We start from the raw sequence: 24056 nt of genomic DNA on the forward strand, positions 1-24056 counted from the left end.
CTCGGGCTTTTTCCGACGGAAGGAATCCATTGAGCGACACCACCGACGTGACGTCGGGTGTTTCTGACGTCGCTGACGGCGCAGGCACCACCGCGACCGCTACCAAGCGTCGCCGGGGCGGCACCGGACTGTCCGCGATGCTGCTGCCCGAGTTGCAGAGCCTCGCCGCCTCCCTCGGCATCTCCGGCACCGCCCGGATGCGCAAGGGCGAGCTGATCGCCGCGATCACCGAGCGCCAGAGCGGCGGTGCCCCCGCCGCCACGGCCGAGACCGCGCCGCGCCCGCGCACCAACGGCTCCGAGGCTGTGGCCCCGGCTCCCGCCCAGACCGCTCCGGTCGAGGCTCCCCAGACCGCATCCGCTCCGGCCGAGACCGCTCCGGCCGAGCGACCGTCCCGGAGCCGTCGTGAGCGCGGTTCCCGTGAGTCGGCCCCGCGTGAGTCGGCTCCCCGTGAGTCGGCGCCGCGCGAGACCGCTGAGGTCGCGCCCGCTCCCGTCGTGGCTCCGGCCGAGGCGCCCGCGCCCGCTGCCGAGGCCACCGAGCGCCCGGAACGGGGCGATCGCCCCGAGCGGGGCGAACGCAACCGCGACCGCCAGCGCAACCAGCGTGACGGTCAGCCGCGTGACGGTCAGCGCGACAACCAGGCGCGTGATGGCCAGCGCGACAACCAGGCGCGTGATGGCCAGGCACGTGACGGCCAGGCACGTGACAGTCAGCGCGACAACCAGGCGCGTGACGGTCAGCGCGACAACCAGGCGCGTGACGGCCAGCCGCGTGACGGTCAGCGCGACAACCAGGGGCGTGACGGCCAGCCGCGTGACGGTCAGCAGCGCGACGACCGCGGCGGCAACGACCGCGGCCCGCGTGCCGACCAGGGTCACGACGACGACGACAACGACGGCGATGGCGGCCGCCGGAGCCGGCGTAGCCGCTTCCGGGACCGTCGCCGCGGCCGCGACCGTGACGACAACCCGCGCGAGGACCGCGGGGGCCAGCGCGAGGGCCGGGAGCCGCACGTGGCCGAGGACGAGGTCCTCGTCCCGGTCGCCGGCATCCTCGATGTGCTGGACAACTACGCGTTCGTCCGTACCACCGGGTACCTCTCCGGGCCGAACGACGTCTACGTGTCGATGTCGCAGGTCAAGAAGTACGGCCTGCGTCGCGGTGACGCGGTCACCGGTGCGGTGCGCTCCACCCCGCGTGAGGGCGCCGCCGGCGACGGGCAGCGGCGGGACAAGTACAACCCGCTGGTCCGTCTGGACACCATCAACGGGATGGAGCCGGACGAGGCTCGCCGTCGTCCCGAGTTCTACAAGCTCACGCCGCTCTACCCGCAGGAGCGCCTGCGGCTGGAGACCGAGCCGCACCTCCTCACCACCCGCATCATCGACCTGGTGATGCCGATCGGTAAGGGCCAGCGCGCGCTCATCGTCTCCCCGCCGAAGGCCGGTAAGACGATGGTGTTGCAGGCGATCGCCAACGCGATCACCCACAACAACCCCGAGTGCCACCTGATGGTCGTGCTGGTCGACGAGCGGCCTGAAGAGGTCACCGACATGCAGCGGTCGATCAAGGGCGAGGTCATCGCGGCCACGTTCGACCGTCCGCCGCAGGACCACACCACGGTCGCCGAGCTCGCCATCGAGCGGGCCAAGCGGCTGGTCGAGCTGGGCCACGACGTGGTCGTGCTGCTCGACTCGGTCACCCGGCTCGGCCGGTCGTACAACCTGGCTGCTCCGGCCTCCGGCCGCATCATGTCGGGTGGTATCGATTCGACCGCGCTCTACCCGCCGAAGCGCTTCCTCGGCGCCGCGCGCAACATCGAGAACGGTGGCTCGCTCACCATCCTCGCGACCGCGCTGGTCGAGACCGGGTCGATGATGGACACGGTCATCTTCGAGGAGTTCAAGGGCACGGGTAACGCCGAGCTCAAGCTCGACCGGAAGATCGCCGACAAGCGCATCTTCCCGGCCGTGGACGTCTCCGCCTCCAGCACCCGTAAGGAAGAGATCCTTCTGGGCAAGGAGGAGCTGGCGATCATCCACAAGCTCCGCAAGGTGCTCAGCTCGCTGGAGTCCGGCGCGGCTCTGGACCTCCTGATGGACCGGCTCAAGCAGACCCGGACCAACATCGAGTTCCTGATGCAGATCGCCAAGTCGACACCTGGCGAGTAACCACGCAAAGATGACGCGACCCACCCAATCGGGTGGGTCGCGTCATTTTGGTCGCACAACCAGTCTGATTTGGTCCATCCCGGGTCATGCGAACCTCCGGTATCCCATCCTCGACATCCGGAGGCGCCCGATGATCGTGCCCGGTTACCGGGACAATCCGGTCGAGCCCTGGGACCCCGGCTCGCCCGTGGATCCCGGCGAGGCCGAGGATTTCCTGCGCCGCTGCTACACCGAGAACCCCCGGCTCGGCCCGGTCGAACCTCGCCTGGCCATCGTGCGGGCGCAGATCGCGGCGACCGGCACCTATGTGCACACCACCGACGAGCTGACCCACGGCGCCAGGATGGCCTGGCGCAACGCGAGCCGCTGCATCGGGCGCCTCTACTGGCGCAGTCTCATGGTGCTGGACCGGCGGCGTGCCCGGACCGCCGACGAGATCTACTCGTTGCTGGTGCAGCACCTGCACACCGCGGGGGACGGCCAGATCCGGCCGGTGATCAGCGTCTTCGCGCCGGCGCTGCCCGGCCAGCCGTACGCCCGGGTCTGGAACGAGCAGCTGATCCGGTACGCCGGTTACCGCACCGAGGACGGCGGCACGATCGGTGATCCACGCCAGGTCGGGCTCACCGAGGCGGTCCGCGGGTTCGGCTGGCAGGGCAAGGGCGAGGCGTTCGACGTGCTGCCCCTGGTGATCGAGACCCCCGGCGAGGGGGTACGCGTCTACGAGCTCCCGGAACGCGCGATCCGGGAGGTGCCGCTCAGCCATCCCGACTACGCCTGGTTCGCCGAGCTCGGCCTGCGCTGGCACGCCGTCCCCGCGATCGCCGGGATGCGCCTGACCATCGGCGGCGTGCACTACCCGCTCGCCCCGTTCAACGGCTGGTACCTGGGTTCCGAGATCGGTGCCCGCAACCTCGCCGACACCGATCGCTACGACCTGTTGCCGCTCGTCGCCGCCCGGATGGGCCTGGACACCAGCCGGGAGTCCACCCTCTGGCGCGACCGTGCGCTCGTCGAACTGAACCGGGCCGTCCTGCACAGTTTCGAGGTGGCCGGCGTCAAGATGAGCGACCACCACACCGAGTCGCAGCGGTTCCTCACCCACATACGCAACGAGGAGAAGGCCGGGCGGCGGGTGCCCGCCGACTGGACCTGGATCGTCCCGCCCATCTCCGGCGGCATCACCCCGGTCTTCCATCGCTATTACGACGAGTTCGATCAGCGGCCCGCGTTCTATCTCGACGACGAGGCGGCCGAGCGGGCCCGGGGCTGTCCTAGGCGAACTCGTTGAGCGCGAAGTCGTCGCGATGGCGCCAGGAGGCCTCGGTACGTACGTGATCCGGTCGCACCCACTTGAGCAGCTTGCGGTCGAACTCGGCCGCCGGGATGCGCCCGGCCGCGCGTACCACGTACCCCTCGGAGGTCTCGGTGTTCCTCTGCCGGGCCCAGGCGGTGCGCGCCTCGGTGAGGCTCCCGCCGCGGTAGAGGACCGGGACCACCGGAAGCTCCAGCCGGCGGGCCCAGTCCACGGTGTCGTCCCAGCCGAGCAGCGTGTTGGTCTCGTCCCAGATGCCGAACACCAGGAAGACACCGGGCAGATCCGTGTACGCGACGCTGCGGCGAGCCCACATGGACTCGCCGCAGACGCGCCAGCTGTCGGGGATGCGGTACGCCGTCATGGCCCACAGTGCTTTCGCCGGCCGGTCCCACGGCTGGGTGCCGGAGTCGAGCGAGCGGGCGTACATGGTGTCGCGGGTGAAGGTGAGGTTTCCGCCGTCCATCTTCTCGGTCACCACGAGCTCGCCGTCCAGCCACGACAGGTCGTGCTGGATCCGGTCGTCGGCGGATGCTCCCGGTGAGTCGGGCAGGTGGAACGTCCGCGGGTACTTCACCCTAGAAATCTCCCTCCGCTACCTGGAAGACGGTCAGGCCGAGCTGCCGCCACATACGTACCACCTGTTGACGGTCGTCGAACACCCCGACGATCCGCCAGCGATCCCTGACCTCCCGGTCGAAGATCTCGCGCTTGACGATGGAGTCCTTTCGGCTGTCGCCTTCCGGCCGCATGAACAACGCTTCGTAGGGCACCCCGACGAACAGCTCCAGCCAGGCTTCCGTCTCCGGGCGGCACACCGCGTCGCGCCCGGAGCAGAAGACGATGGCGTGGCCGGCGGCGTGCATCGCCCGGACCGCGGCGATGACCGCCGGGTTCGGCTCGTCCTCACCGACCCGGCCCCATTCGAACGGGCTGCGCCCGCTCATCAGCGCGACGGTCCCGTCGATGTCCACCAGGACGGCCTCCGGGAGTTCCGGATCCGGCTGGTAGATCACACCGGGACCGGCCGGGTCGGCGAACGGGATCGGCAGCGGCAGATTCTTCCCCGCCAGGTACCGGGCGTGCATGCGCCGGATGCCGTCCTCGCCGACCCGCTCGTCCTCGGGCCGGTCGACGTCACGCCGGACGCACTCGTCCACCGGCACGTCGGTGAAGTCGTGCACCTCGAACGACGCGTTGTACCGCGCGGCCATCTCGGCCCACTCGCGGACCGTCTTGGCACGCAGGTTCGTGTCGTCGACGATGACGCTCCCGCGGGCCCGCAGCAGCGCCTCCACGGCGGCCCGCTGCGCTTGGGTGACCTGGGCCTCGGCGCGCTGGGTGTAGAGCCGGCCGCCGTGCAGCATGCGCCGCAGGTCGTCGCGGTTGACCCGGACGACCTCCGGCTGCAGCTTGCGGGCGAACGTCGTCTTGCCTGAGGCCGGCAGGCCCCGGGTGATGAGGAGTCGTGTCATTTCCCTGTGCTCTCTAACCAGCCGGCCGCACGCGCTGCCACAGGCCGGGACGGTAATCCTTGTCGTCCAGCCGGAGGAAGAGCTCGGCCCGGTACTCGCTGCGCAGCGCCTCGGCCGCGAACTCCTTACGTCCCCAGCCCTCGGGCAGCGCGGCGATGATCTTCTCGTACGTGTCCTCGACCGTGACCGCCCGTTCGGCGACCGCCTTGGTCAGTTCGTCGGCGATGCCGCGGACCCAGACGTGGAACTCGTCCGGCAGCGGTTCGGTGAGCGCGTCCAGGTCGCCGCCGTTGGCGAGGATGTCCCACACCGAGCGCGGCGTGAGTCCCGTCACCAGCCGGTGCAGCCGGACGTACTCGGCGTACTTGATCTTGACCAGTTCACCGGTCTCCTCGACCCGGACGACCATGCCCTCCCGGCCGTCCCGGGGCGGTGCGGCCAGCGCCTCGGCGAACGTCGAGTAGGTGAACGACTCGACGACCGGGCCCGGCCACTCCGGCACCGCGCCGGGACCGAGGACCCGGCCCGTCGCGATCTCCACCGCCCCGAGCAGTACGAGGTCGTCGAGGCCCTGGTAATCCACGACGATCCGGTTGCCCGGGTAGATGATCTCCACGAGCACGGTCAGTCCCGCCGGTGCGACGAAGGCCGGGTACCGGGTGCGGAGCACCTCGGTCGCGTGCAGGGCCTGGTCGGAGGCGAACGAGCCGCGGGTGGCGACGGCGTAGCCCGAGCCGTCGTGGTAGATCACACCGAGGCTGCCGTCCATCTTGTCGGTCACCGTGACCGTGGCGCCGGGATCGAGGACCGGAGCGTGGCTCTCCGAGTGGTTGAAGAACTTGCTCATCGGCCGGGCGGCGATCCGTCCGTCCGCGTCCACGATCAGGCCACGGCACGCCAGCGTCACCGGCGACCAGGCGCCGCTGTACTGGCAGGCCTCGGTGTAGTTGTAGATGACGAATGGCAGGCTGGGGTGACGCTGCAACCGGACGAGCCCGTTGCCGACCGCAGAGGCCAGTTCGACCGGATCGAGGACGTCGTGCAGGAGCGTCACTTCGGTGCCTTTCATAGACGGGAATGCCGGGGAGGACGCTCACGTTATCCAGCATGAATCCAGTTGCGCCTCCTGATTTCCGGCCGGTACGGGCGGCATGGCAGACTGGTACATCGGCCAGTAGGGGTTCCGGTTCACGTCTTCCGTCACGGGAATGGCGACCCGGCGACCCGACCATCTGAGAGGGACCGAGAAGACATGAAGAGCGGCATTCACCCGGAGTACGCGACCACCGAGGTCATCTGCTCCTGCGGCAGCAGCTTCACCACCCGTAGCACCGCCAAGGGCGGCGAGATCCGCGTCGAGACCTGCAGCGCCTGCCACCCGTTCTACACCGGCAAGCAGCGCGTCCTCGACACCGCGGGCCGGGTTGCGAAGTTCCAGGCGAAGTACGCCAAGGTCACTGCCGCGAAGAAGAAGTAACTGCTTCAACGGCGCCCGTCCCGGATTCCGGGGCGGGCGCCGTTCGCGTGTGGTCCGCTTCTTCTGACACTTGGAGAGATTCGATGAGCAACGACCGTTTGAGCACGCTTCTCGCCGAGTACGCGGATCTGGAGAAGCGGATGGAGGACCCCTCGATCCACTCCGACCAGGCGCTGGTCCGGCGGGTCGGGCGCCGGTTCGCCGAGCTGGCGCCGCTCTACGCCGCCCATCAGGAGCTCGAGGCCGCACGCGCCGACCTGGCCGCCGCCAGGGAACTGGCCGCCGAGGACCCCGGGTTCGCCTCCGAGGTCGAGGCGGTGGCGGCGGTGCTGCCCGCGCTCGAGGAGAAGCTCGGCGAGATGCTCATCCCGCGCGACGCCAGTGACGCCAAGGACGTGATCATCGAGATCAAGGCGGGCGAGGGTGGTCAGGAGTCCGCGCTGTTCGCCGGTGACCTGCTGCGCATGTACACCCGCTACGCCGAGCGCCGTGGCTGGGTGGTCGAGGTGATCGACTCGCAGGAGTCGGACCTCGGCGGCATCAAGGACATCTCGTTCGCGGTCAAGACGCGTGGCGTGCCCGAGGGCGGTCACGGCGTCTGGTCCCGGATGAAGTGGGAGGGCGGCGTGCACCGGGTGCAGCGCGTGCCGGTCACCGAGTCGCAGGGCCGCATCCACACCTCGGCCGCTGGCGTGCTCGTGCTCCCCGAGGCCGAGGAGGTCGACATCGACATCCAGCCCGGCGACCTGCGGATCGACGTCTACCGGTCGTCCGGTCCGGGTGGTCAGTCGGTCAACACCACCGACTCCGCGGTCCGGATCACGCACCTGCCCACCGGCACCGTGGTGAGCTGCCAGAACGAGAAGAGTCAGCTGCAGAACAAGGAGTCGGCGATGCGCATCCTGCGTTCCCGGCTGCTGGTCCAGGCACAGGAGGTGGCCGACGCCGCGGCCGGCGACGCCCGCAAGGCCCAGGTGCGTACGGTCGACCGCTCCGAGCGGGTCCGCACGTACAACTTCCCGCAGAACCGGATCACCGACCACCGCATCGGCTACACCGCGTACAACCTGGACCTGGTGCTCGGTGGCGAGCTGGACGCGGTGCTCGACGCGCTGGCCGCCTCCGACCGGGCGGCCCGGCTGTCCGGTGACCCGGAGGACGACGTCAACCGACGGCAGTGACCACCAGCCGGTCCGCCGAGCCGCAGATGATGTGACGACCGCCACCGTCGCAGAACCGCCGGCTCGAGGCGCTGATCGCGCCGAGCGTCCGGGTGCGGCCGGTGGCCGGGTCGAGCCGGGTCACCGCGTTACGGGTCAGCTCCGGGTACAGACCCCGAAGCAGGATCAACCCGCCGTCCGGCTCCTGGAACGCCAGGAAGCCGGAAGCGGCGGAACCGATGGTGCGCCCGGTGGCTAGATCGACGACGGTGTTGCTCGGGATCGAGTCGCCGCTGGTGATCAGCAGGCGGTCCGCGCCCAGCCGCAGGCCGGGGTACGGACTGCCCAGGAAGTCCCAGCGCTGCTCGCCGGTGGCCGGTTCGACCGCGGCGGTGAAGTTCCCGGCCGCGCCCAGACAGATCAGTGGGCCGCAGGTCTCGGCGTACGCCCAGGGCGGCAGGGTCCTGGACCAGAGCCGGTGCAGGTCCGCCGGGTCGTAGGCGGCGACCTCGCTCTTCGTCTCGGTGTTGGTGAGGACCATGAGCAGGCCGCCCGCCGTGGTGATCTGGCTGCCCTCGCCGCTCGCCATCGAGGGTGGTTGCCACGGCAGCCGCCCGGTGGCACGCGTGGTGCCGTCCGCGTACGCCAGGAGGCTCACCTCCCCGCGTGCGGTGACGGTGACGACACGGGCCGGGGTGTCGCCGTCGAACTGCACCACCACGTTCTCGGTGCCGGTCGGCGGCGGGCGTTCCCAGACGACCGAGCCGTCCCGTGAACCGATGAGGCGCAGGGTGGTCAGCCGGCCCGTGTCGTCCCGTTCAAGGGTGAGCAGGGTGCCGGAACCCTCCTCGGCGGCCTGCATCCCGTCGTGTTTCCACAACTGCCTGCCGGTGACCGGGTCCACGGCCGTCAGGGTGCCGCCGTAGCTGTAGTTGACTAGGCTCCCGTCCGGCATCACGCGTTCGATCAGCTGCTCGTCGCCGGGAACGAGCAGGACGCCGGTCCGCTTCAGGGGAGTCAGCCAGGCGGGTGTCTCACCCCCGGTACTCCGGGTCCAGCGGACCGTGCCGCTCGCCAGGTCGTACGCGGTCAGCTCGGCCCGACCGGACGGCAGCGACCGGAACAGGAAGACCGCATCCCCGAGGACCGTCATGGTGTCCATCTCGGAGAACGGCACCGACCACACCTCGTTGAGCACCGGCCGGCCGGGCAGCCCGGAACCGCCGAGCGCCAGCATCGCGACGACGGCGATCACGGCCCGGATCAGCCGGCTGATCCGGATCCGATCGGCCTCCCGGCGCCGCCCGCCGCCGGGACAGCCCTCCGGGCCGGCCGACGGATCGCTGACGTCACCGAGGTCGATCACGGTCATGGTCATGTGGGTTTCCGGTTCGCGGCGGCCGCCGCCAGTGCCGCACTGAGCCCACGCCCGTTGGTGCCCACCTCCGACCAGCCCGAGGCCAGGCCGACCGCCGTGCCCGGCACCAGCGCCTGCCAGTTCTCGGCGGTCGCGGCCGCGCCGATCCGGCGCGACACCTCGGCCGCCTGGTCCGGACCGGCTCCGGGGAGGACCAGCACGAACTCGTCGCCGGCGAACCGGGCGACGAAGTCGCCGCGCCGCATCACCCGGTGCAGCACACCGGCGATCCGCTGCAGCACCAGGTCGCCGCAGTGCCGGCCGTGCCGCACGTTGACCGTGGTGAATCCGATCACATCGCAGAGGCCGACGGCGGCCCGTCCACCGCGGGACAGCAGCGAGTCGACGTAACGCTCCAGCTGCCGGCGGTTGGGCAGGCCGGTGAGCGGATCGATGAGGGTCTCGTCGCCGTAGCGGCCCGGATCGCGATGGGTCTCCTGGGCGTCCAGGCGCGCGGCCACCCCGTCCAGGTATCCGTCGCGGAGCTGGTCGATGCGCAGCGCGGCGAGCCGGAAGGCGTACCGGTCGGCGGTGTGCGCGGCGGCGTGATCGCCGGCGGCGGCGTGGCACATGCTGCGCAGCCGGGCCGGTTCGGCGGGACCGAGCACCTCGGCCGAGACCGGCACCGCCGCGAGCATGGCCAGGGCCTGCTGCGGACGGCCGGCCGCGATCGAGAGACAGACCGAGCCGAGATGCCGCAGGTCACGGGTACGGGCGCTGTCGCCGCCGCCGGTCAGCCAGCGGGTCGCCTCGGTGCCGGTGGGCTCGCCGACCGCGGCGCGGCGGGCCAGGGCGTAGCCGTAGACCGTCCGGCTGCCCGGCCGCAACCGGTCGGTGGCCAGGAACCGGGACAGTTCGGCGTCCATGTCGCGCAGCACCCGCAGGCAGCCGTCGGTGTCGCCGTGATGGTCGAGGGCGACCGCGTTGCGCAGCCGGATGCCGGGTGCCGCGAACACCTCGGGTGCCAGCCCGGCCGCCGCGCCGATCTCCCGCGCCTGCTCGACGGCGGTCAGGGCCTGACCGTGGAAACCCAGGTAGGAGTAGGCCATCGCGAGGTCGTGCCAGCCCCAGGCGGTCTCCGCGTCGCGGGACGGCACCGCGGCCAGCGCACGGGCCGCCTGCACCAGGTGCGTGACACCGCGGTCCAGGTTGCTCTGCAGGTGCGCGCCGAGAGCCGCGAACGCGTGCATCTGGCCGCGCAGGTAGGGATCGGGCACCTCACGGACCGCCTCGGCGGCCGCCGCCATCGCGGTCGCCAGCTCCCCGGCCCGGCCCAGGTTGATCAGCGCGCCGAAACGCTGGACCAGCGCGTACGCCCGGGTGGCCGGATCGCTTGCCGAGGCGAGCACCCCGTCCAGGATCGGGAGGGCGAGCGCGGACTGCCCGTCCTGTTGCAGATGACCCGCATGGCGCAGGTCCTCCACGTGTTCCGCGAGCTGGTCCAACCAACTCACCAGGCGCCTCCCACGGCCTAGGCCCGTCCCGCCGACGACCCCCGGCGCGTGACGTCCCATGATTATGCCGTGACACCGCGACACGAACACCCCCGTGAGGACACGGATCGGGCGCGCCTGGCGCCGGAATTGGCATCGGCCACCGCCGATCTGGCAGAAGCCGGGGTCGAATCGCCGCGGGTCGATGCGGAACTTCTGGTCGCGCACGTGCTCGGCGTCTCCCGCGGACGGCTCCTGCTGATCGACTCGATCCGGGCGGAGGAACTGGCCCGGTTCCGGGAACTGGTCGCGCGGCGCCGTGAGCGGATCCCGCTGCAGCACCTGCTCGGCACCGCCGCGTTCCGGCACGTGGAGCTGGCCGTCGGTGACGGCGTCTTCGTGCCGCGGCCGGAGACCGAGCTGCTGGCCGGCTGGGGTGCCGAACGCACCCGGCCCGGTGCGGTCGTGGTCGACCTGTGCAGTGGCAGCGGCGCCATCGCGATCGCGATCGCCGACGAGACCCGGGCCGGCCGGGTGATCGCCGTGGAGCGGTCCACGGCGGCGCTGCCGTGGCTGCGGCGCAACGCCTCGGCGTACCCGGTGGTCGAGGTGGTCGCCGGGGACGTCACCGACCCGGGCCTGCTGTCCGAACTGCACGGTGCGGTCGATGTGCTGCTCTGCAACCCGCCGTACGTGCCGGACGGCACCGCCGTCCCGCCGGAGGTCTCCGGGCACGACCCGGCCGAGGCGGTCTTCGGCGGCGGGGACGGGCTCGAGGTGATCCGGCCGGTGATCCAGCTCGCCGCGGCGCTGCTCCGGCCGGGTGGATCACTCGGCATCGAGCACGACGACATGCACGGTGAGGCGGTTCCGGCGCTGCTGCGAGCCGACGGGCGGTTCGACGAGGTGACCGCCCACGACGACCTCACCGGCCGTCCCCGGTACGCGACGGCCCGCCGCCGGTGGGAGACCGGATAGCCACATGGCACACTGCATCTCGTGATGCTCTACGACTGCGCCACCGTCACGGACCGGGACCGTGGCATCGCCGCGGCTGTCGAGGCGGCCAAGAGTGGCGAGCTCGTGGTGCTCCCCACCGACACGGTGTACGGGGTGGGTGCCGACGCGTTCGCCACGCACGCGATCACCCAGCTGCACCACGCCCGCGGCTCGGACCGCCGGGTGCCGCCGCCGATCCTGGTCGGTTCCCGGCACACGCTCGACGGGCTGGTCTACTCGCTGCCCCGGGCGGCACGTGACCTGGCCGACGCGTTCTGGCCGGGAGCGCTGACGATCATCGTCGAGCACTCGCCCAGCCTGCAGTGGGACCTCGGCGACACCGGCGGTGCGGTGGCCGTGCGGATGCCGTTGCACCCGGTCGCGCTCGAGGTGCTGCGCGAGGTCGGCCCGATGGCCGTGACGACCGCCAACAAGATCGGATCGCCCGCCCCGCTGACCGCGGAGGATGCCCGCGACCAGCTGGAATACGCGGTCCGCGTCTATCTCGAGGCCGGCCCCGCCGCCGATCCCGCCCCGAGCACGATCGTCGATGTCACAGGTGACGTGCCGCGGATCCTGAGGGCCGGCGCGATCCCGCTCGAGAAGCTTCGTGACGTCGTTCCGGACATCGCCGACGGGCAGGGCTGAAGCCGAGATGTTCACCGTTCTGCATGTCTGCATGGGCAACATCTGCCGCTCCCCGATGGCCGAGCGCCTGCTGGCCCGGGCCGTCCGCGAGCGGGCCGGTGACGTCGACGGCGGCCCGCTGCTGCGCAGTGTCAGCGCCGGCACCGGTGGCTGGCACGAGGGCGAAGAGATGAACCCGCCGGCCGCCCGGCTGGTCCGCGCCCGCCGCGGCTCCGACGAGAACTTCCTGGCCCGCAAGCTGCGCGGCGACTTCATCGACGAGGCCGACCTGATCCTCACGGCCACCGCCGATCAGTACGACTACGTGGTGGCGCTGCGTCCCGACGCGGCCGGCCGCACGTTCGTCCTCGGTGAGTTCGGCCGCCTGCTGAGTGCCGTGGACGCCGCCGCCCTGCCGCCGGCCGAGCCGAAGCCGGACTCGGTGCACGCCCGCGGCACGGCGATCGTCGCGGCGGTGGCCGCTCTGCGCGGCACCGACGCCGCACAGCCGGCCGACGACCTCGACGACCCGTGGGGGCGCGGCGACCAGACGTTCCACCGGGTGGCCGACGAGATCGAGGACACCACGATGCCGTTCGCCGCGTTGCTCCTCCCGTGAGCCGGGCAGCCTCCGACATGCCGATCGCCGTGATCGACTCCCAGTGGCGTGACCGCATCGCCGCGCCCGACGCCGATGGGCTGTCCCGCGCGGCCGAGCTGCTGCGGTCCGGTTCGGTGGTGGCGTTCCCCACCGAGACCGTCTACGGCCTCGGCGCCGACGCCTTCGACGAGAAGGCGGTCGGCGAGATCTACCGGCTGAAGAACCGGCCGTCCTGGAACCCGCTCATCGTGCACGTCGCGGACCTGGCCGCGGCCCGTGCACTGGCCGAGGAGTGGCCGGCGACAGCGGAGGAACTGGCCGCCCGGTTCTGGCCGGGCCCGCTCACCCTGGTGGTGCGCCGGGCGCGGCATCTGCCCGGCATCGGGGCCTCCAACGACACCGTGGCGGTCCGGGTGCCGGCCCACCCGGTAGCACTCGACCTGCTGAGGGTCTCCGGGTTGCCGCTTGCCGCGCCGAGCGCGAACCGTTCCGAGGGCATCTCGCCGACCACTGCCGAGCACGTGGTCCGCAGCCTGCCCGAGGTGCCGATGGTGCTGGACGGCGGCCCGAGCTCGTGGGGCATCGAGTCGACGGTCCTGGACCTGACCGGCGATGTGCCGCGGCTGCTGCGCCCGGGTGCGCTCGCCCTGCGGGTGCTGCGCGACGCGGCCGGCCCGATCACGCTGCCCGAATCGGAGACCCTGGACGGCGTGGCGCGGCCCTCCCCGGGGATGAGCCGGCGGCACTACGCCCCCCGCGCGAAGGCGATCCTCTGCAAGGACGTGGCAGAGGTCGACCGGTCCGGGCTCACCGGGCCGGTCGGCACGCTGACGTTCGAGGGCAGCGCCGGCACCGAGGTCCTGTCGGCCGATCCGCGGGAGTACGCCGCCGACCTGTACGCCGCCCTGCACCGCCTGGACGACGCCGGATTCGCCACGGTCCTGATCCAGGAACCGCCGCAGACCGAGGACTGGCTGGCCGTCCGGGACCGTCTGTCACGGGCCACCGCCTGACGTCTCCGCGGTCCGGGTGATGTTGCGGGCCATCCCGTTGAAGACGATCCCGTGGAACGGCACCACCGACGCCCAGTACAGGTGCCCGCCCAGCCCGCGCGGCAGGAAAACGGCCCGCTGCCGGTAGACGCTCCCGCCGTCGCCGTCGGGTTCGGCGCGCATCTCCAGCCAGGCCCGGCCCGGCACCCGCATCTCGGCACGCAGCCGCAGCAGCGATCCCGGCTCGAGCTCCTCGACCCGCCACCAGTCCAGTGCCTCGCCGACGCGCAGCCGGTGCCGGTCGCGCCGTCCGCGGCGCAGCCCGACCCCGCCGGCCAGCCGGTCCAGCCAGCCCCGCACCGACCAGGCCAGCGGGAACGAGTACCAGCCGTTCTCACCGCCGACGCCCTCGATGACCCGCCACAGCCGGTCGGCCGGCGCGGCCACCGGACGGGTCCGCTCGTCGACGTAGATGCTTCCGCCGGACCAGTCCGGGTCGCTGGGCAGTGGCTCGGCCGACGGGTTCAGGCCGGCAGCGGTGGACCAGCGGGTCTCCACCTCGGCGTCGCGGATCCGGCCGAGGGCCAGCCGTACCGACTCGTCGAACCCGAGCGGTTCGGAGCCGGGAAGCAGCTCGGCCAGGTCGTTTTCGTGTGCCACCGCCTCGTGGATGAGGCTGGCCACCAGCGGGCGGGCGATGCTGTTCGGCACCGGGGTGATCAGGCCGACCCAGTGCGCGGAGAGCCACGGACTGAGCAGGCGGACCGGGACGATGACGCGGCGGGGGAGTCCGGCCACCCGGGCGTACCGCTGCATCATCTCCCGATAGGTCAGCACGTCGGCGCCGCCGATGTCGAAACCGCGGCTGATCTCGGGCGGGAGCGTCGCCGCGCCGATCAGGTAGCGCAGCACGTCCCGTACCGCGATGGGCTGGATCCGGTTCTCGACCCACCGCGGCGTGACCATGGCCGGCAGGCGTTCGGTCAGATAGCGCAGCATCTCGAAGGACGCCGAGCCGGATCCGATGATCACCGGCGCCCGTAGCACCACGGTCGGCACCCCGCTGTCCAGCAGGAGGTGCGCCACTTCGGCGCGGGAGCGCAGATGGGGCGAGGGCCGCTCATGGGCGGGCGGTTCCGGGCCACCGAGATAGATGATCCGGCGTACGCCCGCCGCGCGCGCCGCAGCCGCGAAGTTGCGGGCCGCCTCCCGGTCGAGCTGCTCGAAGTCCGGCCGTCCCAGCGAGTGCATCAAAAAGTACGCGACCTCGACGCCCTCGAACGCGGCCGGCAGCGTGGCCGGGTCGGAGAGGTCGGCCTCGACGATCTCGGTACGGTCCGCCCACGGAACGTCCCGGAGCCGTCCCGCGCTCCGTGCGAGGCATCGCACCTCGTGTCCCGCTTCGAGTAGTCGTGGGGCGAGCCGCCCCCCGATGTAGCCGGTCGCACCGGTCACCAAGCACCGCATAACCGCAGAGTGTGCCCACGAACTGCGGGTCGTAAGCCATATGCTCTTTCCCGTGGGCACCTTCTGGGGGCCGGACTTCGCAATGCTGGAACGCGACGATCCGGAGATCGCGGCCGTGCTCGTCGGCGAGGTGGCCCGCCAGCGGGACACCCTCCAGCTGATCGCGAGCGAGAGTTTCACGTCACCGGCGGTGCTCGCGGCGCTCGGTTCCACCCTGGCGAACAAGTACGCCGAGGGTTACCCGGGGCAGCGCTACTACGGGGGCTGCGCGCACGTGGACCGGGCCGAGACGCTGGCGGTGGAGCGCGCCAAGGACCTCTTCGCCGCCGAGCACGTCAACGTGCAGCCGCATTCCGGGGCGTGCGCGAACCTGGCCGCGTACGCGGCGCTGGCCGAGCCGGGTGACGTGGTGCTGGCCATGGGCCTGCCGCACGGCGGTCACCTGACCCACGGCAGCCGGGCCAACTTCTCGGGGAAGTGGTTCCATCCGATCTCCTACCGGGTCACGCCGGACACCGAGGAGATCGACTACGACGAGGTCCGCGACCTGGCGCTGGCCCATCGCCCCAAGCTGATCATCTGTGGGGCCACGTCGTACCCGCGGCTCATCGACTTCGCCCGGTTCCGCGGGATCGCCGACGAGGTGGGCGCCTATCTGCTGGTCGACGCGGCCCATTTCATCGGGCTGGTGGCCGGTCGGGCGGTGCCGTCACCGGTGCCGCATGCCGACGTGGTCACCGGCACCACCCACAAGGCGCTCCGCGGCCCGCGCGGCGGCATGATCATCTGCCGCGGCGACCTGGCGCAGCGCATCGACAAGGCGGTCTTCCCGTTCGCGCAGGGCGGTCCGATGATGCACGCCATCGCGGCCAAGGCGGTCGCGTTCCGGGAAGCCGGCACCCCGGCCTTCCGCGGGTACGCGAACCAGACGGTCCGCAACGCCAGGGCACTCACCGGCGGTCTGACGACCGAGGGCATGCGCCCGGTCACCGGTGGCACCGACAACCATCTCGCGGTGCTCGATCTTCGCGAGCTGGGTGTCACCGGCCGCGACGCCGAGGCGCGTTGCGCGCGGGCGGGCATCGCCCTCAACAAGAACCCGGTGCCGTACGACCCGCAGCGCCCGGCCGTGGCGTCCGGTGTCCGGGTCGGCACGCCGAGCGTCACGTCGCAGGGGATGCGTGAGGGCGAGATGCGGCGGATCGCCGGCTTGATCGGCCGCGTGGTGCGCGACGGCACGGAGACCACGGCCGGGGAGGCGGTGCTCCGCGAGGTGGCCGAAGAGGTGCGCGAGATCGTCGGCGCCTTCCCGCCCTATCCGCTCGACACGGAATTGCCGGTGGATTCCGCGTCGATACGCTGAATCGGGCCGGGATCGAATTCCGGGTTGAATTCCCGGGAACGGGACCTTAACGAGCGCTAACGGTGCGCGGACGTGATTCCGGCGCGTTCCGGGCGCGGTGATAGCGTGACGCCGCCGGCCACCGGGCCGGTGACGTCCGCGCTGTCGGTGAGGGGTGGAGCGGTGAGTGAGGCTCCGGCGGATCCGGTCTCGGGTGATCCGCGCTGGAAGGTCGAGCATCTCCCGGTCCTGACCGCGGTCTCGATGGCGTTGCTGCTGTTCGCGGTGTCGGCGGGGTTCTTCGCGGCGGGGCCGGACGCGGCGGTGGGTGCGGCGGCCGGAGTGTTGATCGTGACCTTCAGCTACACCCTGTCCACCTTGGTCATCGCCTGGGCGGACACCGTACGGCCGGCTTTGCTGATGCCCCTCGGAATGCTGACCTATGTGGTGAAATACACATTGCTGGGAGTCGTGCTGGCCTTCGGGGTGACCAGCGACTGGCAGGGTAAGAAGGCGCTCGGCTGGAGCATCGTCGCCGCAGTGGTGGTCTGGACCGGGGTGCAGGCCTGGTGGATCCATCTGCGCGTTACCCGGAAGTGATCCAGGACACCTCGAACTGCCTGGTCAGTGTTGTGATTTCCGGTCACTCCACCACGTTCCGGTGACCTGTCCGGACGTGCCGTGTTCCGATTTGGCGCGACAGGAGTACCGTGTCCAGTCAGTTGCGAGACCCCTGACGCCTGGACAACTACGGTTGTGCGGGGGGTCCCGCTTAGCTTCGTGTTTCCTGCTGATATCGTTCGGGCCGTCATGACCGGCCAGAAACCTCCCCACGTTCCCCGCGATGACAACGGTCAAAACCAGCCGCCTGACTCAGGCGCAGGGATGACCGCGTTGTCATATCTCATCGCGGGCATTCTCGTCTGGGGTGGAATCGGGTGGCTGGTCGACCACTTCGTCGGAACCACGGGCATCTTCGCCGGGATCGGCGCGGTCCTCGGGGTCGCCGGTGGTGTGTACCTCATCGTGCGCCGTCTCGGCGCCTGACAGGAAAGGGCCATGGTGATCGGTCAGTCGACGGTCCTCGCGGCGGCGTTCCCGCCCAGCGTCGAGGACTTCTACCTGCCCAGCATCCTGCCGTGGGGCGCGGAGAACAGCTACTGGTTCACCAAGATCACGGTGCTGGTCTGGGTGGCGGTCGCGGCGATCATCGTCTTCTTCCTGATGTCGTACCGGAAACCGCAGCTCGTGCCCACGAAGAAGCAGTGGCTCGCCGAGAGCATCTACGGCTTCGTGCGGAACAACATCGCGGTCGACATGATCGGCCCGCAGGGTGTGCGCTTCGCGCCGTACCTGACCACGCTGTTCATGTTCATCCTGGTGAACAACTTCTTCGGCATCCTGCCGCTCGTGCAGATCTCGCCGATGTCGCACATCGCCTTCCCGGCCGTGCTCGCGGTGATCAGCTACGTCATGTTCATCTGGGTCGGTATCCGGAAGCACGGCATCGCGTACTTCAAGCACGCCGTGGTCCCGAACGCCCCGCTCGGTATCCTGCCGCTGCTGGTCCCGATCGAGATCTTCTCGAACTTCCTGGTCCGGCCGTTCTCGCTGGCGGTTCGTCTCTTCGCCAACATGTTCGCGGGCCACATGCTGCTGCTGGTGTTCACGCTCGGCGGCTTCGCGATGATCAACGCGAACGTGCTGCTCGCACCGGTCTCGGTACTGTCCTGGGTGCTCACCATCGCGATCACCTTCCTCGAGTTCATGGTGATCTGCCTCCAGGCCTACGTCTTCACGGTGCTGACGGCGAGCTACGTCCAAGGCTCGCTCGCCGACGAGCACTGAGCACCACCGCACCTCGTAACACCCCGTTGTCGTCCCGCGTGACAGTCACGCGAGATACCAGGAGGAATTGGTAATGGAGCTTATTGCCGCCGTTGAGGGCAGCACCGCCGCCATCGGCTACGGCCTCGCGGCCATCGGCCCCGGCATCGGCGTGGGCCTGGTCTTCTCGGCCTACATCCAGGCCACGGCGCGCCAGCCCGAGTCGTCCCGCCTGACTCTGCCGTTCGTCTGGATCGGCTTCGCCGTGATCGAGGCGCTCGCGCTGCTCGGCATCGCGTTCGGTTTCATCTGGGCCGGCTGATAGTCCTTTCCACCTCGTTGGGAGGTCTCCATGCTCACCTATCTCGCTGCTGCTGAGGGCGCGACCGAGCACAACCCGATCGTGCCTGTCTGGCAGGAGATCGTGGTCGGTTCCGTCGCGTTCGGTGTGCTCTGCTTCGTGCTGATCAAGTTCGTCTTCCCGCAGATGGAGAAGACGTTCCAGGCGCGGGTGGACGCTATCGAGGGCGGCATCAAGCGCGCCGAGGCCGCACAGGCCGAGGCGAACCAGCTGCTCGAGCAGTACAAGGCTCAGCTCTCCGAGGCCCGGACCGAAGCCGCTCGCATCCGCGACGAGGCCCGGGCCGACGCCGAGGGCATCCGGCAGGACGTGCTGGCGAAGGCCCGCGAGGAGTCGGACCGCATCATCGCGGCCGGCAACGAGCAGCTGTCCGCCCAGCGTGAGTCCATCGTGCGGGAGCTCCGCTCCGAGGTCGGCACCCTTGCGGTCGACCTGGCCAGCAAGATCGTCGGCGAGGCTCTCGCTGACGAGGCCCGCACCCGCGGCACCGTCGAGCGCTTCATCGCCGACCTCGACACGGCGGGACAGCGCTGATGACGTCGAGCGTAAGCCGCGAGGCCTACGGCGACGCGTCGGCACAGCTCGCCGCGAACACCATGACGGCCACGGCCCCGCAGCTGGCCACAGTCGCCGACGAGATCCTGTCGGTGGCCGGCCTGCTGCGGGCCCAGCCCCGGCTGCGCCGGGCGCTGACCGACCCGTCCCGGCCCGGTTCCGACCGTGCCGGGCTGTTCAAGTCGGTGCTGTCCGGCAAGGTCTCCGAGATCACGGTGAACGCGCTGGCGGCTCTGGCGGCCGGCCGTTTCTCGCGGCCGGCGGATCTGCTGGACGCCACCGAGCGTCTGGGTGTCGACACGCTGCTGGCCTCGGCCGATCGTGACGGCAAGCTCGCCGACGTCGAGGACGAGCTGTTCCGGTTCGGCCAGATCGTCTCGGGCGACTCCGCCCTGGCTGTCACGCTGAGTGACATCGGTGCTCCGTTCGAGCGCCGCGTTAAGCTGGTGCAGGACTTGCTCAAGGGCAAGGTGCACGTGGCCACCGGCCGCCTCGTCGAGGTTGCACTGCTCGGCTTCGGTGGTCGTGGCTTCGAGGCCTCGCTCACCCGGCTGGTCGAGGCGACCGCGGCGAAGCGGGACCGCGAGGTGGCGTATGTGACGGTTGCGAAGCCGCTCACCGACGCCGAGGAGCAGTCGCTGGCCGCGAAGCTGTCCACCGTCTACGGCCGCGAGGTGTCGCTGAAGGTGGACGTCGAGCCCGCCGTTCTCGGTGGGGTCAGCGTCCGGGTCGGGTCCGACCTCTACGACGGCACGGTTCTGCGGAAGCTGAACGCAGCCAAGCAGGCGTTCGCTAAATAGTCTTTTCCCCTCGATTTCCATCGAGAAGCCCCCTCGGCGGCGGTGACGTCCCGAGCTAGACAGAGAAGGCAGAGGATGGCCGAGCTGACCATCTCCTCGGACGAGATCCGGGGGGCGCTAGAGCGCTACGTCTCGTCCGCTACGACCGACCTCACCCGTGAAGAGGTCGGCATCGTCTCCGACGCGGGCGACGGCATCGCACACGTCGAGGGTCTCCCCTCGACGATGGCGAACGAACTGCTGGAATTCGCCGACGGCACCCTTGGTGTCGCCCTGAACCTCGACGTCCGCGAGATCGGCGCCGTGATCCTGGGTGACTTCGCGAAGATCGAGGAGGGCCAGCCGGTCAAGCGCACCGGCCGTGTCCTCTCCGTCCCGGTGGGCGACGCCTTCCTGGGCCGCGTGGTCGACGCGCTCGGTAACCCGATCGACGGGCACGGCGAGATCGCCAACGAAGGCTTCCGCGAGCTGGAGCTGCAGGCGCCGAACGTGATGGCCCGGCAGCCGGTGAAGCAGCCGCTGCAGACCGGTATCAAGGCGATCGACGCCATGACGCCGATCGGCCGTGGCCAGCGCCAGCTGATCATCGGTGACCGCAAGACCGGTAAGACCACGGTCGCGATCGACACGATCATCAACCAGAAGGCGAACTGGGACTCCGGCGACCCGGAGAAGCAGGTGCGCTGCATCTACGTGGCGATCGGCCAGAAGGCCTCCACCATCGCCAGCATCCGGGGCACCCTGGAGGCCCAGGGCGCGCTGCAGTACACGACGATCGTCGCGGCTCCGGCGTCCGACCCGGCCGGCTTCAAGTACATCGCCCCGTACACCGGTTCGTCCATCGGACAGCACTGGATGTACAACGGCAAGCACGTCCTGATCGTCTTCGACGACCTGACGAAGCAGGCCGAGGCCTACCGCGCCGTGTCGCTGCTGCTGCGCCGCCCGCCGGGCCGCGAGGCGTACCCGGGTGACGTCTTCTACCTGCACTCCCGCCTGCTGGAGCGCTGCGCCAAGCTCTCCAACGAGCTGGGTGGCGGCTCGATGACCGGTCTTCCGATCATCGAGACCAAGGCCAACGACATCTCGGCGTACATCCCGACCAACGTGATCTCGATCACCGACGGTCAGATCTTCCTCGAGTCCGACCTGTTCGCCTCGGGTGTGCGTCCCGCCATCAACGTCGGCACCTCGGTGTCCCGCGTGGGTGGTTCGGCGCAGGTCAAGGCGATGCGTACGGTCTCCGGCCGTCTGCGTCTCGACCTGGCCCAGTTCCGTGAGCTGGAGGCCTTCTCGGCCTTCGCCTCCGACCTGGACCGCGCGTCGCGTGCCCAGCTCGAGAAGGGCATCCGCCTGGTCGAGCTGCTCAAGCAGCCGCAGTACTCGCCGTACTCGACCGTCGACCAGGTCATCACGATCTGGGCCGGCACGACCGGGCAGCTCGACGACGTGGCCGTCGCTGACGTGCGCCGCTTCGAGCAGGAGTTCCTGCAGTGGTTCAGGCAGCACAACAGCGAGGTCTACACCTCGATCGAGTCGACGAACCTGCTGAGCGACGACAACATCGAGAGCCTCAAGGCCGGCGTCGTCGAGTTCAAGAAGTCGTTCCAGGGCAGCGCGACCGGCGAAAGCGGTAACTAGGCATGGCCGCCGGTCAGGTACAGGCGCTGCGTCGGCGCATCCGCACCGTCAAGTCGACCAAGAAGATCACCAAGGCGCAGGAGCTGGTCGCCACCAGCCGGATCGCGAAGGCTCAGGAACGGGTCAACGCTTCCCGGCCGTACTCGCTGGCGATCACCAAGGTGCTCGGCGCGCTGGCGTCGAACGCCTCCGTCGACAACCCGCTGCTGGTCGCGCGTGAGCGCGTCCAGCGGGCGGGGGTCCTGCTGATCACCAGTGACCGGGGCCTGGCCGGCGCCTACAACGCCAACGCCATCCGGACCGCCGAGCAGCTGATCGCTCAGCTGAAGTCGGAGGGCAAGGAGGTGGCGCTGTACATCGTCGGCCGCAAGGGCGTCGGCTACTACCGGTTCCGCGGACGGGACATCGCCGCCAGCTGGACCGGGTTCTCCGAGCGTCCGTCGTTCGCGGACGCCAAGAGGATCGGCGACGCGTTGATCGAGGGATTCGCGGCCGGTTCCGAGACCGAGGGCAGCTTCGGTCCGGAGAGCATCGCGGGCGTGGACGAGCTGCACCTCGTGAGCACCGAGTTCAAGTCCCTGATGACGCAGAACGCCAACGCGAAACCGCTCGCACCCGTGCAGGTCGAGGCGCAGTCGGAGGAGAAGTCCTCCGAGCCGCGCGCGGCGTACGAGTTCGAGCCGGACGCCGACGAGCTGCTCGACGCGCTGCTGCCGAAGTACCTCAACACGCGGATCTACGCGGCGTTGCTGGACTCGGCGGCCAGCGAGTCGGCCTCGCGTCGGCGGGCGATGAAGAGCGCGTCGGACAACGCCGACGACCTCCTCAAGCGGTACACGCGCGAGATGAACTCCGCGCGGCAGGCTGCGATCACCCAGGAAATCAGTGAGATCGTCGGCGGCGCCAACGCGCTGGCCGCGGCGGGAAGTGATGTGTGATGACTGTTACTGCTGAGCCCATTAAGGCGGAGACCGCTGTCGGCCGCGTCGTCCGGGTCATCGGCCCGGTCGTCGACGTCGAGTTCCCCCGCGGTTCCATGCCCGCGATCTTCAACGCGCTGCACGTGGAGGTCACCCTCTCCGGCGGCACGAAGAAGCTGACCATGGAGGTCGCCCAGCACCTGGGTGACAACCTGCTCCGTGCCATCTCGATGCAGCCGACCGACGGCCTGGTCCGTGGCTCGGCGGTCACCGACACCGGCGCGCCGATCTCGGTGCCCGTCGGTGACGTGACCAAGGGCCACGTGTTCAACGCCCTCGGCGAGGTGCTCAACGTCGACCCGTCGACGCTGAACATCACCGAGCGCTGGTCGATCCACCGCAAGCCCCCGGCGTTCGCGGACCTCGAGCCGAAGACCGAGATGCTGGAGACCGGCATCAAGGTGCTCGACCTGCTCGCGCCGTACGTGCGTGGTGGCAAGATCGGCCTGTTCGGCGGCGCGGGCGTGGGCAAGACGGTGCTCATCCAGGAGATGATCATCCGCGTTGCCCGTAACTTCGGTGGTACCTCCGTGTTCGCCGGCGTCGGCGAGCGCACCCGTGAGGGCAACGACCTCATCCTGGAAATGGACGAGGGTGGCGTTCTGGACAAGACCGCGCTGGTCTTCGGCCAGATGGACGAGCCGCCGGGCACCCGTCTGCGGGTCGCCCTGACCGCTCTGACCATGGCGGAGTACTTCCGTGACGTCCAGAACCAGGAGGTGCTGCTCTTCATCGACAACATCTTCCGGTTCACCCAGGCCGGTTCCGAGGTCTCCACCCTGCTCGGCCGTATGCCGTCCGCCGTGGGTTACCAGCCCACCCTGGCCGACGAGATGGGCGAGCTCCAGGAGCGGATCACCTCGGTCCGTGGCAAGGCGATCACCTCGCTGCAGGCGATCTACGTGCCCGCCGACGACTACACCGACCCGGCGCCGGCCACCACCTTCGCCCACCTGGACGCGACCACCAACCTCGAGCGGTCGATCTCCGACAAGGGCATCTACCCGGCCGTGGACCCGCTGGCCTCCAGCTCGCGGATCCTCGCCCCCGAGTTCGTCGGTGCCGAGCACTACGCGGTCGCCCGCGAGGTGCAGCGGATCCTGCAGAAGTACAAGGACCTGCAGGACATCATCGCCATCCTCGGTATGGACGAGCTCTCCGAGGAGGACAAGGTCACGGTGCAGCGGGCGCGCCGCATCGAGCGGTTCCTGTCGCAGAACACGTACGCGGCGGAGCAGTTCACCGGTGTCCCCGGCTCGACGGTCCCGCTGAAGGAGACCATCGAGGCGTTCAAGAAGATCGCCGAGGGTGAGTACGACAACTTCCCGGAGCAGGCCTTCTTCATGTGCGGTGGCCTCGAGGACCTCGAGAAGAACGCGCACGAGCTGATGAAGGGCTGACGTTCGTCAGTTC

At 70.1% G+C, this 24056-nt stretch carries 24 protein-coding genes; 18 read left to right on the top strand and 6 right to left on the bottom strand.

The window, feature by feature from the left end; all coding sequences use genetic code 11:
* Positions 1–29: 29 nt before the first annotated feature.
* Positions 30–2174 (top strand): transcription termination factor Rho, encoded by a 2145-nt coding sequence (rho, locus tag AB0G04_RS03585; protein ID WP_360975655.1) that lies wholly within the window; start codon positions 30–32, stop codon positions 2172–2174.
* 130 nt (positions 2175–2304) lie between these two features.
* Entirely contained in the window at positions 2305–3465 is a 1161-nt protein-coding gene (locus AB0G04_RS03590; protein ID WP_360975658.1) for a nitric oxide synthase oxygenase, read from the top strand.
* On the opposite strand, the gene AB0G04_RS03595 is transcribed toward AB0G04_RS03590, so the two are convergent.
* The 3 genes from AB0G04_RS03595 to AB0G04_RS03605 are packed head-to-tail and all read right to left on the bottom strand — an operon-like array spanning position 3449 to position 6033.
* Positions 3449–4066 (bottom strand): RNA ligase family protein, encoded by a 618-nt coding sequence (locus tag AB0G04_RS03595; protein ID WP_360975661.1) that lies wholly within the window; start codon positions 4064–4066, stop codon positions 3449–3451. The genes AB0G04_RS03590 and AB0G04_RS03595 overlap by 17 nt on opposite strands.
* A 1-nt stretch (position 4067) precedes the next feature.
* On the bottom strand, positions 4068–4964 hold the full coding sequence (locus tag AB0G04_RS03600) for an AAA family ATPase (RefSeq protein WP_360975664.1): 897 nt from the start codon (positions 4962–4964) through the stop codon (positions 4068–4070).
* Between the two features lie 13 nt (positions 4965–4977).
* Entirely contained in the window at positions 4978–6033 is a 1056-nt protein-coding gene (locus tag AB0G04_RS03605; RefSeq protein WP_360975667.1) for an RNA ligase, read from the bottom strand.
* Positions 6034–6216: 183 nt separating this feature from the next.
* Here AB0G04_RS03605 and rpmE point away from each other — a divergent pair, with 183 nt between their 5' ends.
* Together rpmE and prfA are read left to right on the top strand one after the other, a co-directional pair.
* The gene (gene rpmE / locus AB0G04_RS03610) at positions 6217–6441 is read left to right on the top strand and encodes a 50S ribosomal protein L31 (protein WP_360975670.1); all 225 of its coding nucleotides are present in this window, start codon (positions 6217–6219) and stop codon (positions 6439–6441) included.
* Positions 6442–6524: 83 nt separating this feature from the next.
* The gene (gene prfA, locus AB0G04_RS03615) at positions 6525–7622 is read left to right on the top strand and encodes a peptide chain release factor 1 (protein ID WP_360975673.1); all 1098 of its coding nucleotides are present in this window, start codon (positions 6525–6527) and stop codon (positions 7620–7622) included.
* Here prfA and AB0G04_RS03620 read toward each other — a convergent pair.
* Together AB0G04_RS03620 and AB0G04_RS03625 are read right to left on the bottom strand one after the other, a co-directional pair.
* Complete coding sequence (locus tag AB0G04_RS03620; protein ID WP_360975676.1) at positions 7606–8979, bottom strand: PQQ-binding-like beta-propeller repeat protein; 1374 nt, start codon at positions 8977–8979, stop codon at positions 7606–7608. The genes prfA and AB0G04_RS03620 overlap by 17 nt on opposite strands.
* A complete protein-coding gene (locus AB0G04_RS03625) occupies positions 8976–10472 on the bottom strand; it encodes a GGDEF domain-containing protein (protein ID WP_360975679.1) in 1497 nt (498 codons plus the stop codon). Before AB0G04_RS03625 ends, AB0G04_RS03620 begins: the two co-directional genes overlap by 4 nt.
* Positions 10473–10601: 129 nt before the next feature.
* On the opposite strand from AB0G04_RS03625, the gene prmC reads away from it, so the two are divergent.
* The 4 genes from prmC to AB0G04_RS03645 are packed head-to-tail and all read left to right on the top strand — an operon-like array spanning position 10602 to position 13691.
* Positions 10602–11429, top strand: coding sequence for a peptide chain release factor N(5)-glutamine methyltransferase (prmC, locus tag AB0G04_RS03630; protein WP_360976261.1), 828 nt, complete (start codon positions 10602–10604; stop codon positions 11427–11429).
* A 24-nt stretch (positions 11430–11453) separates the two neighbouring features.
* Positions 11454–12098, top strand: coding sequence for an L-threonylcarbamoyladenylate synthase (locus AB0G04_RS03635; protein ID WP_360976264.1), 645 nt, complete (start codon positions 11454–11456; stop codon positions 12096–12098).
* 7 nt (positions 12099–12105) lie between these two features.
* Complete coding sequence (locus AB0G04_RS03640) at positions 12106–12696, top strand: phosphotyrosine protein phosphatase (protein ID WP_360975682.1); 591 nt, start codon at positions 12106–12108, stop codon at positions 12694–12696.
* On the top strand, positions 12693–13691 hold the full coding sequence (locus tag AB0G04_RS03645) for an L-threonylcarbamoyladenylate synthase (protein WP_360975685.1): 999 nt from the start codon (positions 12693–12695) through the stop codon (positions 13689–13691). The genes AB0G04_RS03640 and AB0G04_RS03645 overlap by 4 nt, the downstream gene beginning before the upstream one ends.
* Here AB0G04_RS03645 and AB0G04_RS03650 read toward each other — a convergent pair.
* Positions 13674–15137, bottom strand: coding sequence for an SDR family oxidoreductase (locus AB0G04_RS03650; protein WP_360975688.1), 1464 nt, complete (start codon positions 15135–15137; stop codon positions 13674–13676). The genes AB0G04_RS03645 and AB0G04_RS03650 overlap by 18 nt on opposite strands.
* A gap of 52 nt (positions 15138–15189) precedes the next feature.
* Between AB0G04_RS03650 and glyA the strand changes: the two genes are divergently transcribed.
* The 10 genes from glyA (at position 15190) to atpD (ending at position 24043) form a co-directional block, all read left to right on the top strand.
* Positions 15190–16500 (top strand): serine hydroxymethyltransferase, encoded by a 1311-nt coding sequence (gene glyA / locus AB0G04_RS03655; protein WP_360975691.1) that lies wholly within the window; start codon positions 15190–15192, stop codon positions 16498–16500.
* 162 nt (positions 16501–16662) lie between these two features.
* Positions 16663–17079, top strand: coding sequence for a hypothetical protein (locus AB0G04_RS03660; protein ID WP_360975694.1), 417 nt, complete (start codon positions 16663–16665; stop codon positions 17077–17079).
* Between the two features lie 285 nt (positions 17080–17364).
* Positions 17365–17526 (top strand): AtpZ/AtpI family protein, encoded by a 162-nt coding sequence (locus tag AB0G04_RS03665; protein ID WP_360975697.1) that lies wholly within the window; start codon positions 17365–17367, stop codon positions 17524–17526.
* A 15-nt stretch (positions 17527–17541) separates the two neighbouring features.
* Entirely contained in the window at positions 17542–18327 is a 786-nt protein-coding gene (atpB, locus tag AB0G04_RS03670) for a F0F1 ATP synthase subunit A (protein WP_360976267.1), read from the top strand.
* Positions 18328–18400: 73 nt separating this feature from the next.
* Positions 18401–18628, top strand: a complete 228-nt coding sequence (locus AB0G04_RS03675) for an ATP synthase F0 subunit C (protein ID WP_360975700.1) — start codon at positions 18401–18403, stop codon at positions 18626–18628.
* A gap of 30 nt (positions 18629–18658) precedes the next feature.
* Positions 18659–19201: a F0F1 ATP synthase subunit B gene (locus tag AB0G04_RS03680; protein ID WP_360975703.1), complete on the top strand. Its 543-nt coding sequence runs from the start codon at positions 18659–18661 to the stop codon at positions 19199–19201.
* Positions 19201–20022 carry a F0F1 ATP synthase subunit delta gene (locus AB0G04_RS03685; RefSeq protein WP_360975706.1) on the top strand — a complete coding sequence of 274 codons (822 nt, stop codon included), beginning with the start codon at positions 19201–19203 and terminating at the stop codon, positions 20020–20022. The genes AB0G04_RS03680 and AB0G04_RS03685 overlap by 1 nt, the downstream gene beginning before the upstream one ends.
* Positions 20023–20097: 75 nt before the next feature.
* The gene (atpA, locus tag AB0G04_RS03690; protein WP_360975709.1) at positions 20098–21663 is read left to right on the top strand and encodes a F0F1 ATP synthase subunit alpha; all 1566 of its coding nucleotides are present in this window, start codon (positions 20098–20100) and stop codon (positions 21661–21663) included.
* Between the two features lie 2 nt (positions 21664–21665).
* Positions 21666–22601: a F0F1 ATP synthase subunit gamma gene (locus AB0G04_RS03695; protein WP_360975712.1), complete on the top strand. Its 936-nt coding sequence runs from the start codon at positions 21666–21668 to the stop codon at positions 22599–22601.
* Positions 22598–24043, top strand: a complete 1446-nt coding sequence (gene atpD / locus AB0G04_RS03700) for a F0F1 ATP synthase subunit beta (RefSeq protein ID WP_360975715.1) — start codon at positions 22598–22600, stop codon at positions 24041–24043. The genes AB0G04_RS03695 and atpD overlap by 4 nt, the downstream gene beginning before the upstream one ends.
* Positions 24044–24056: the final 13 nt, after the last annotated feature.

The organism is Actinoplanes sp. NPDC023801 (assembly GCF_040639655.1).
Taxonomy (GTDB): domain Bacteria; phylum Actinomycetota; class Actinomycetes; order Mycobacteriales; family Micromonosporaceae; genus Actinoplanes.

What these genes read in the sequence shown, in the direction of transcription:
- AB0G04_RS03590 (WP_360975658.1), top strand. Translation starts at nt 2,305, where the DNA reads ATGATCGTGCCCGGTTACCGGGACAATCCGGTCGAGCCCTGGGACCCC.
- AB0G04_RS03600 (WP_360975664.1), bottom strand. Translation starts at nt 4,964, where the DNA reads ATGACACGACTCCTCATCACCCGGGGCCTGCCGGCCTCAGGCAAGACG.
- AB0G04_RS03605 (WP_360975667.1), bottom strand. Translation starts at nt 6,033, where the DNA reads ATGAAAGGCACCGAAGTGACGCTCCTGCACGACGTCCTCGATCCGGTC.
- rpmE (WP_360975670.1), top strand. Translation starts at nt 6,217, where the DNA reads ATGAAGAGCGGCATTCACCCGGAGTACGCGACCACCGAGGTCATCTGC.
- prfA (WP_360975673.1), top strand. Translation starts at nt 6,525, where the DNA reads ATGAGCAACGACCGTTTGAGCACGCTTCTCGCCGAGTACGCGGATCTG.
- AB0G04_RS03620 (WP_360975676.1), bottom strand. Translation starts at nt 8,979, where the DNA reads ATGACCATGACCGTGATCGACCTCGGTGACGTCAGCGATCCGTCGGCC.
- AB0G04_RS03635 (WP_360976264.1), top strand. Translation starts at nt 11,454, where the DNA reads ATGCTCTACGACTGCGCCACCGTCACGGACCGGGACCGTGGCATCGCC.
- AB0G04_RS03640 (WP_360975682.1), top strand. Translation starts at nt 12,106, where the DNA reads ATGTTCACCGTTCTGCATGTCTGCATGGGCAACATCTGCCGCTCCCCG.
- AB0G04_RS03650 (WP_360975688.1), bottom strand. Translation starts at nt 15,137, where the DNA reads ATGCGGTGCTTGGTGACCGGTGCGACCGGCTACATCGGGGGGCGGCTC.
- AB0G04_RS03665 (WP_360975697.1), top strand. Translation starts at nt 17,365, where the DNA reads ATGACCGCGTTGTCATATCTCATCGCGGGCATTCTCGTCTGGGGTGGA.
- AB0G04_RS03675 (WP_360975700.1), top strand. Translation starts at nt 18,401, where the DNA reads ATGGAGCTTATTGCCGCCGTTGAGGGCAGCACCGCCGCCATCGGCTAC.
- AB0G04_RS03680 (WP_360975703.1), top strand. Translation starts at nt 18,659, where the DNA reads ATGCTCACCTATCTCGCTGCTGCTGAGGGCGCGACCGAGCACAACCCG.
- AB0G04_RS03685 (WP_360975706.1), top strand. Translation starts at nt 19,201, where the DNA reads ATGACGTCGAGCGTAAGCCGCGAGGCCTACGGCGACGCGTCGGCACAG.
- atpA (WP_360975709.1), top strand. Translation starts at nt 20,098, where the DNA reads ATGGCCGAGCTGACCATCTCCTCGGACGAGATCCGGGGGGCGCTAGAG.
- AB0G04_RS03695 (WP_360975712.1), top strand. Translation starts at nt 21,666, where the DNA reads ATGGCCGCCGGTCAGGTACAGGCGCTGCGTCGGCGCATCCGCACCGTC.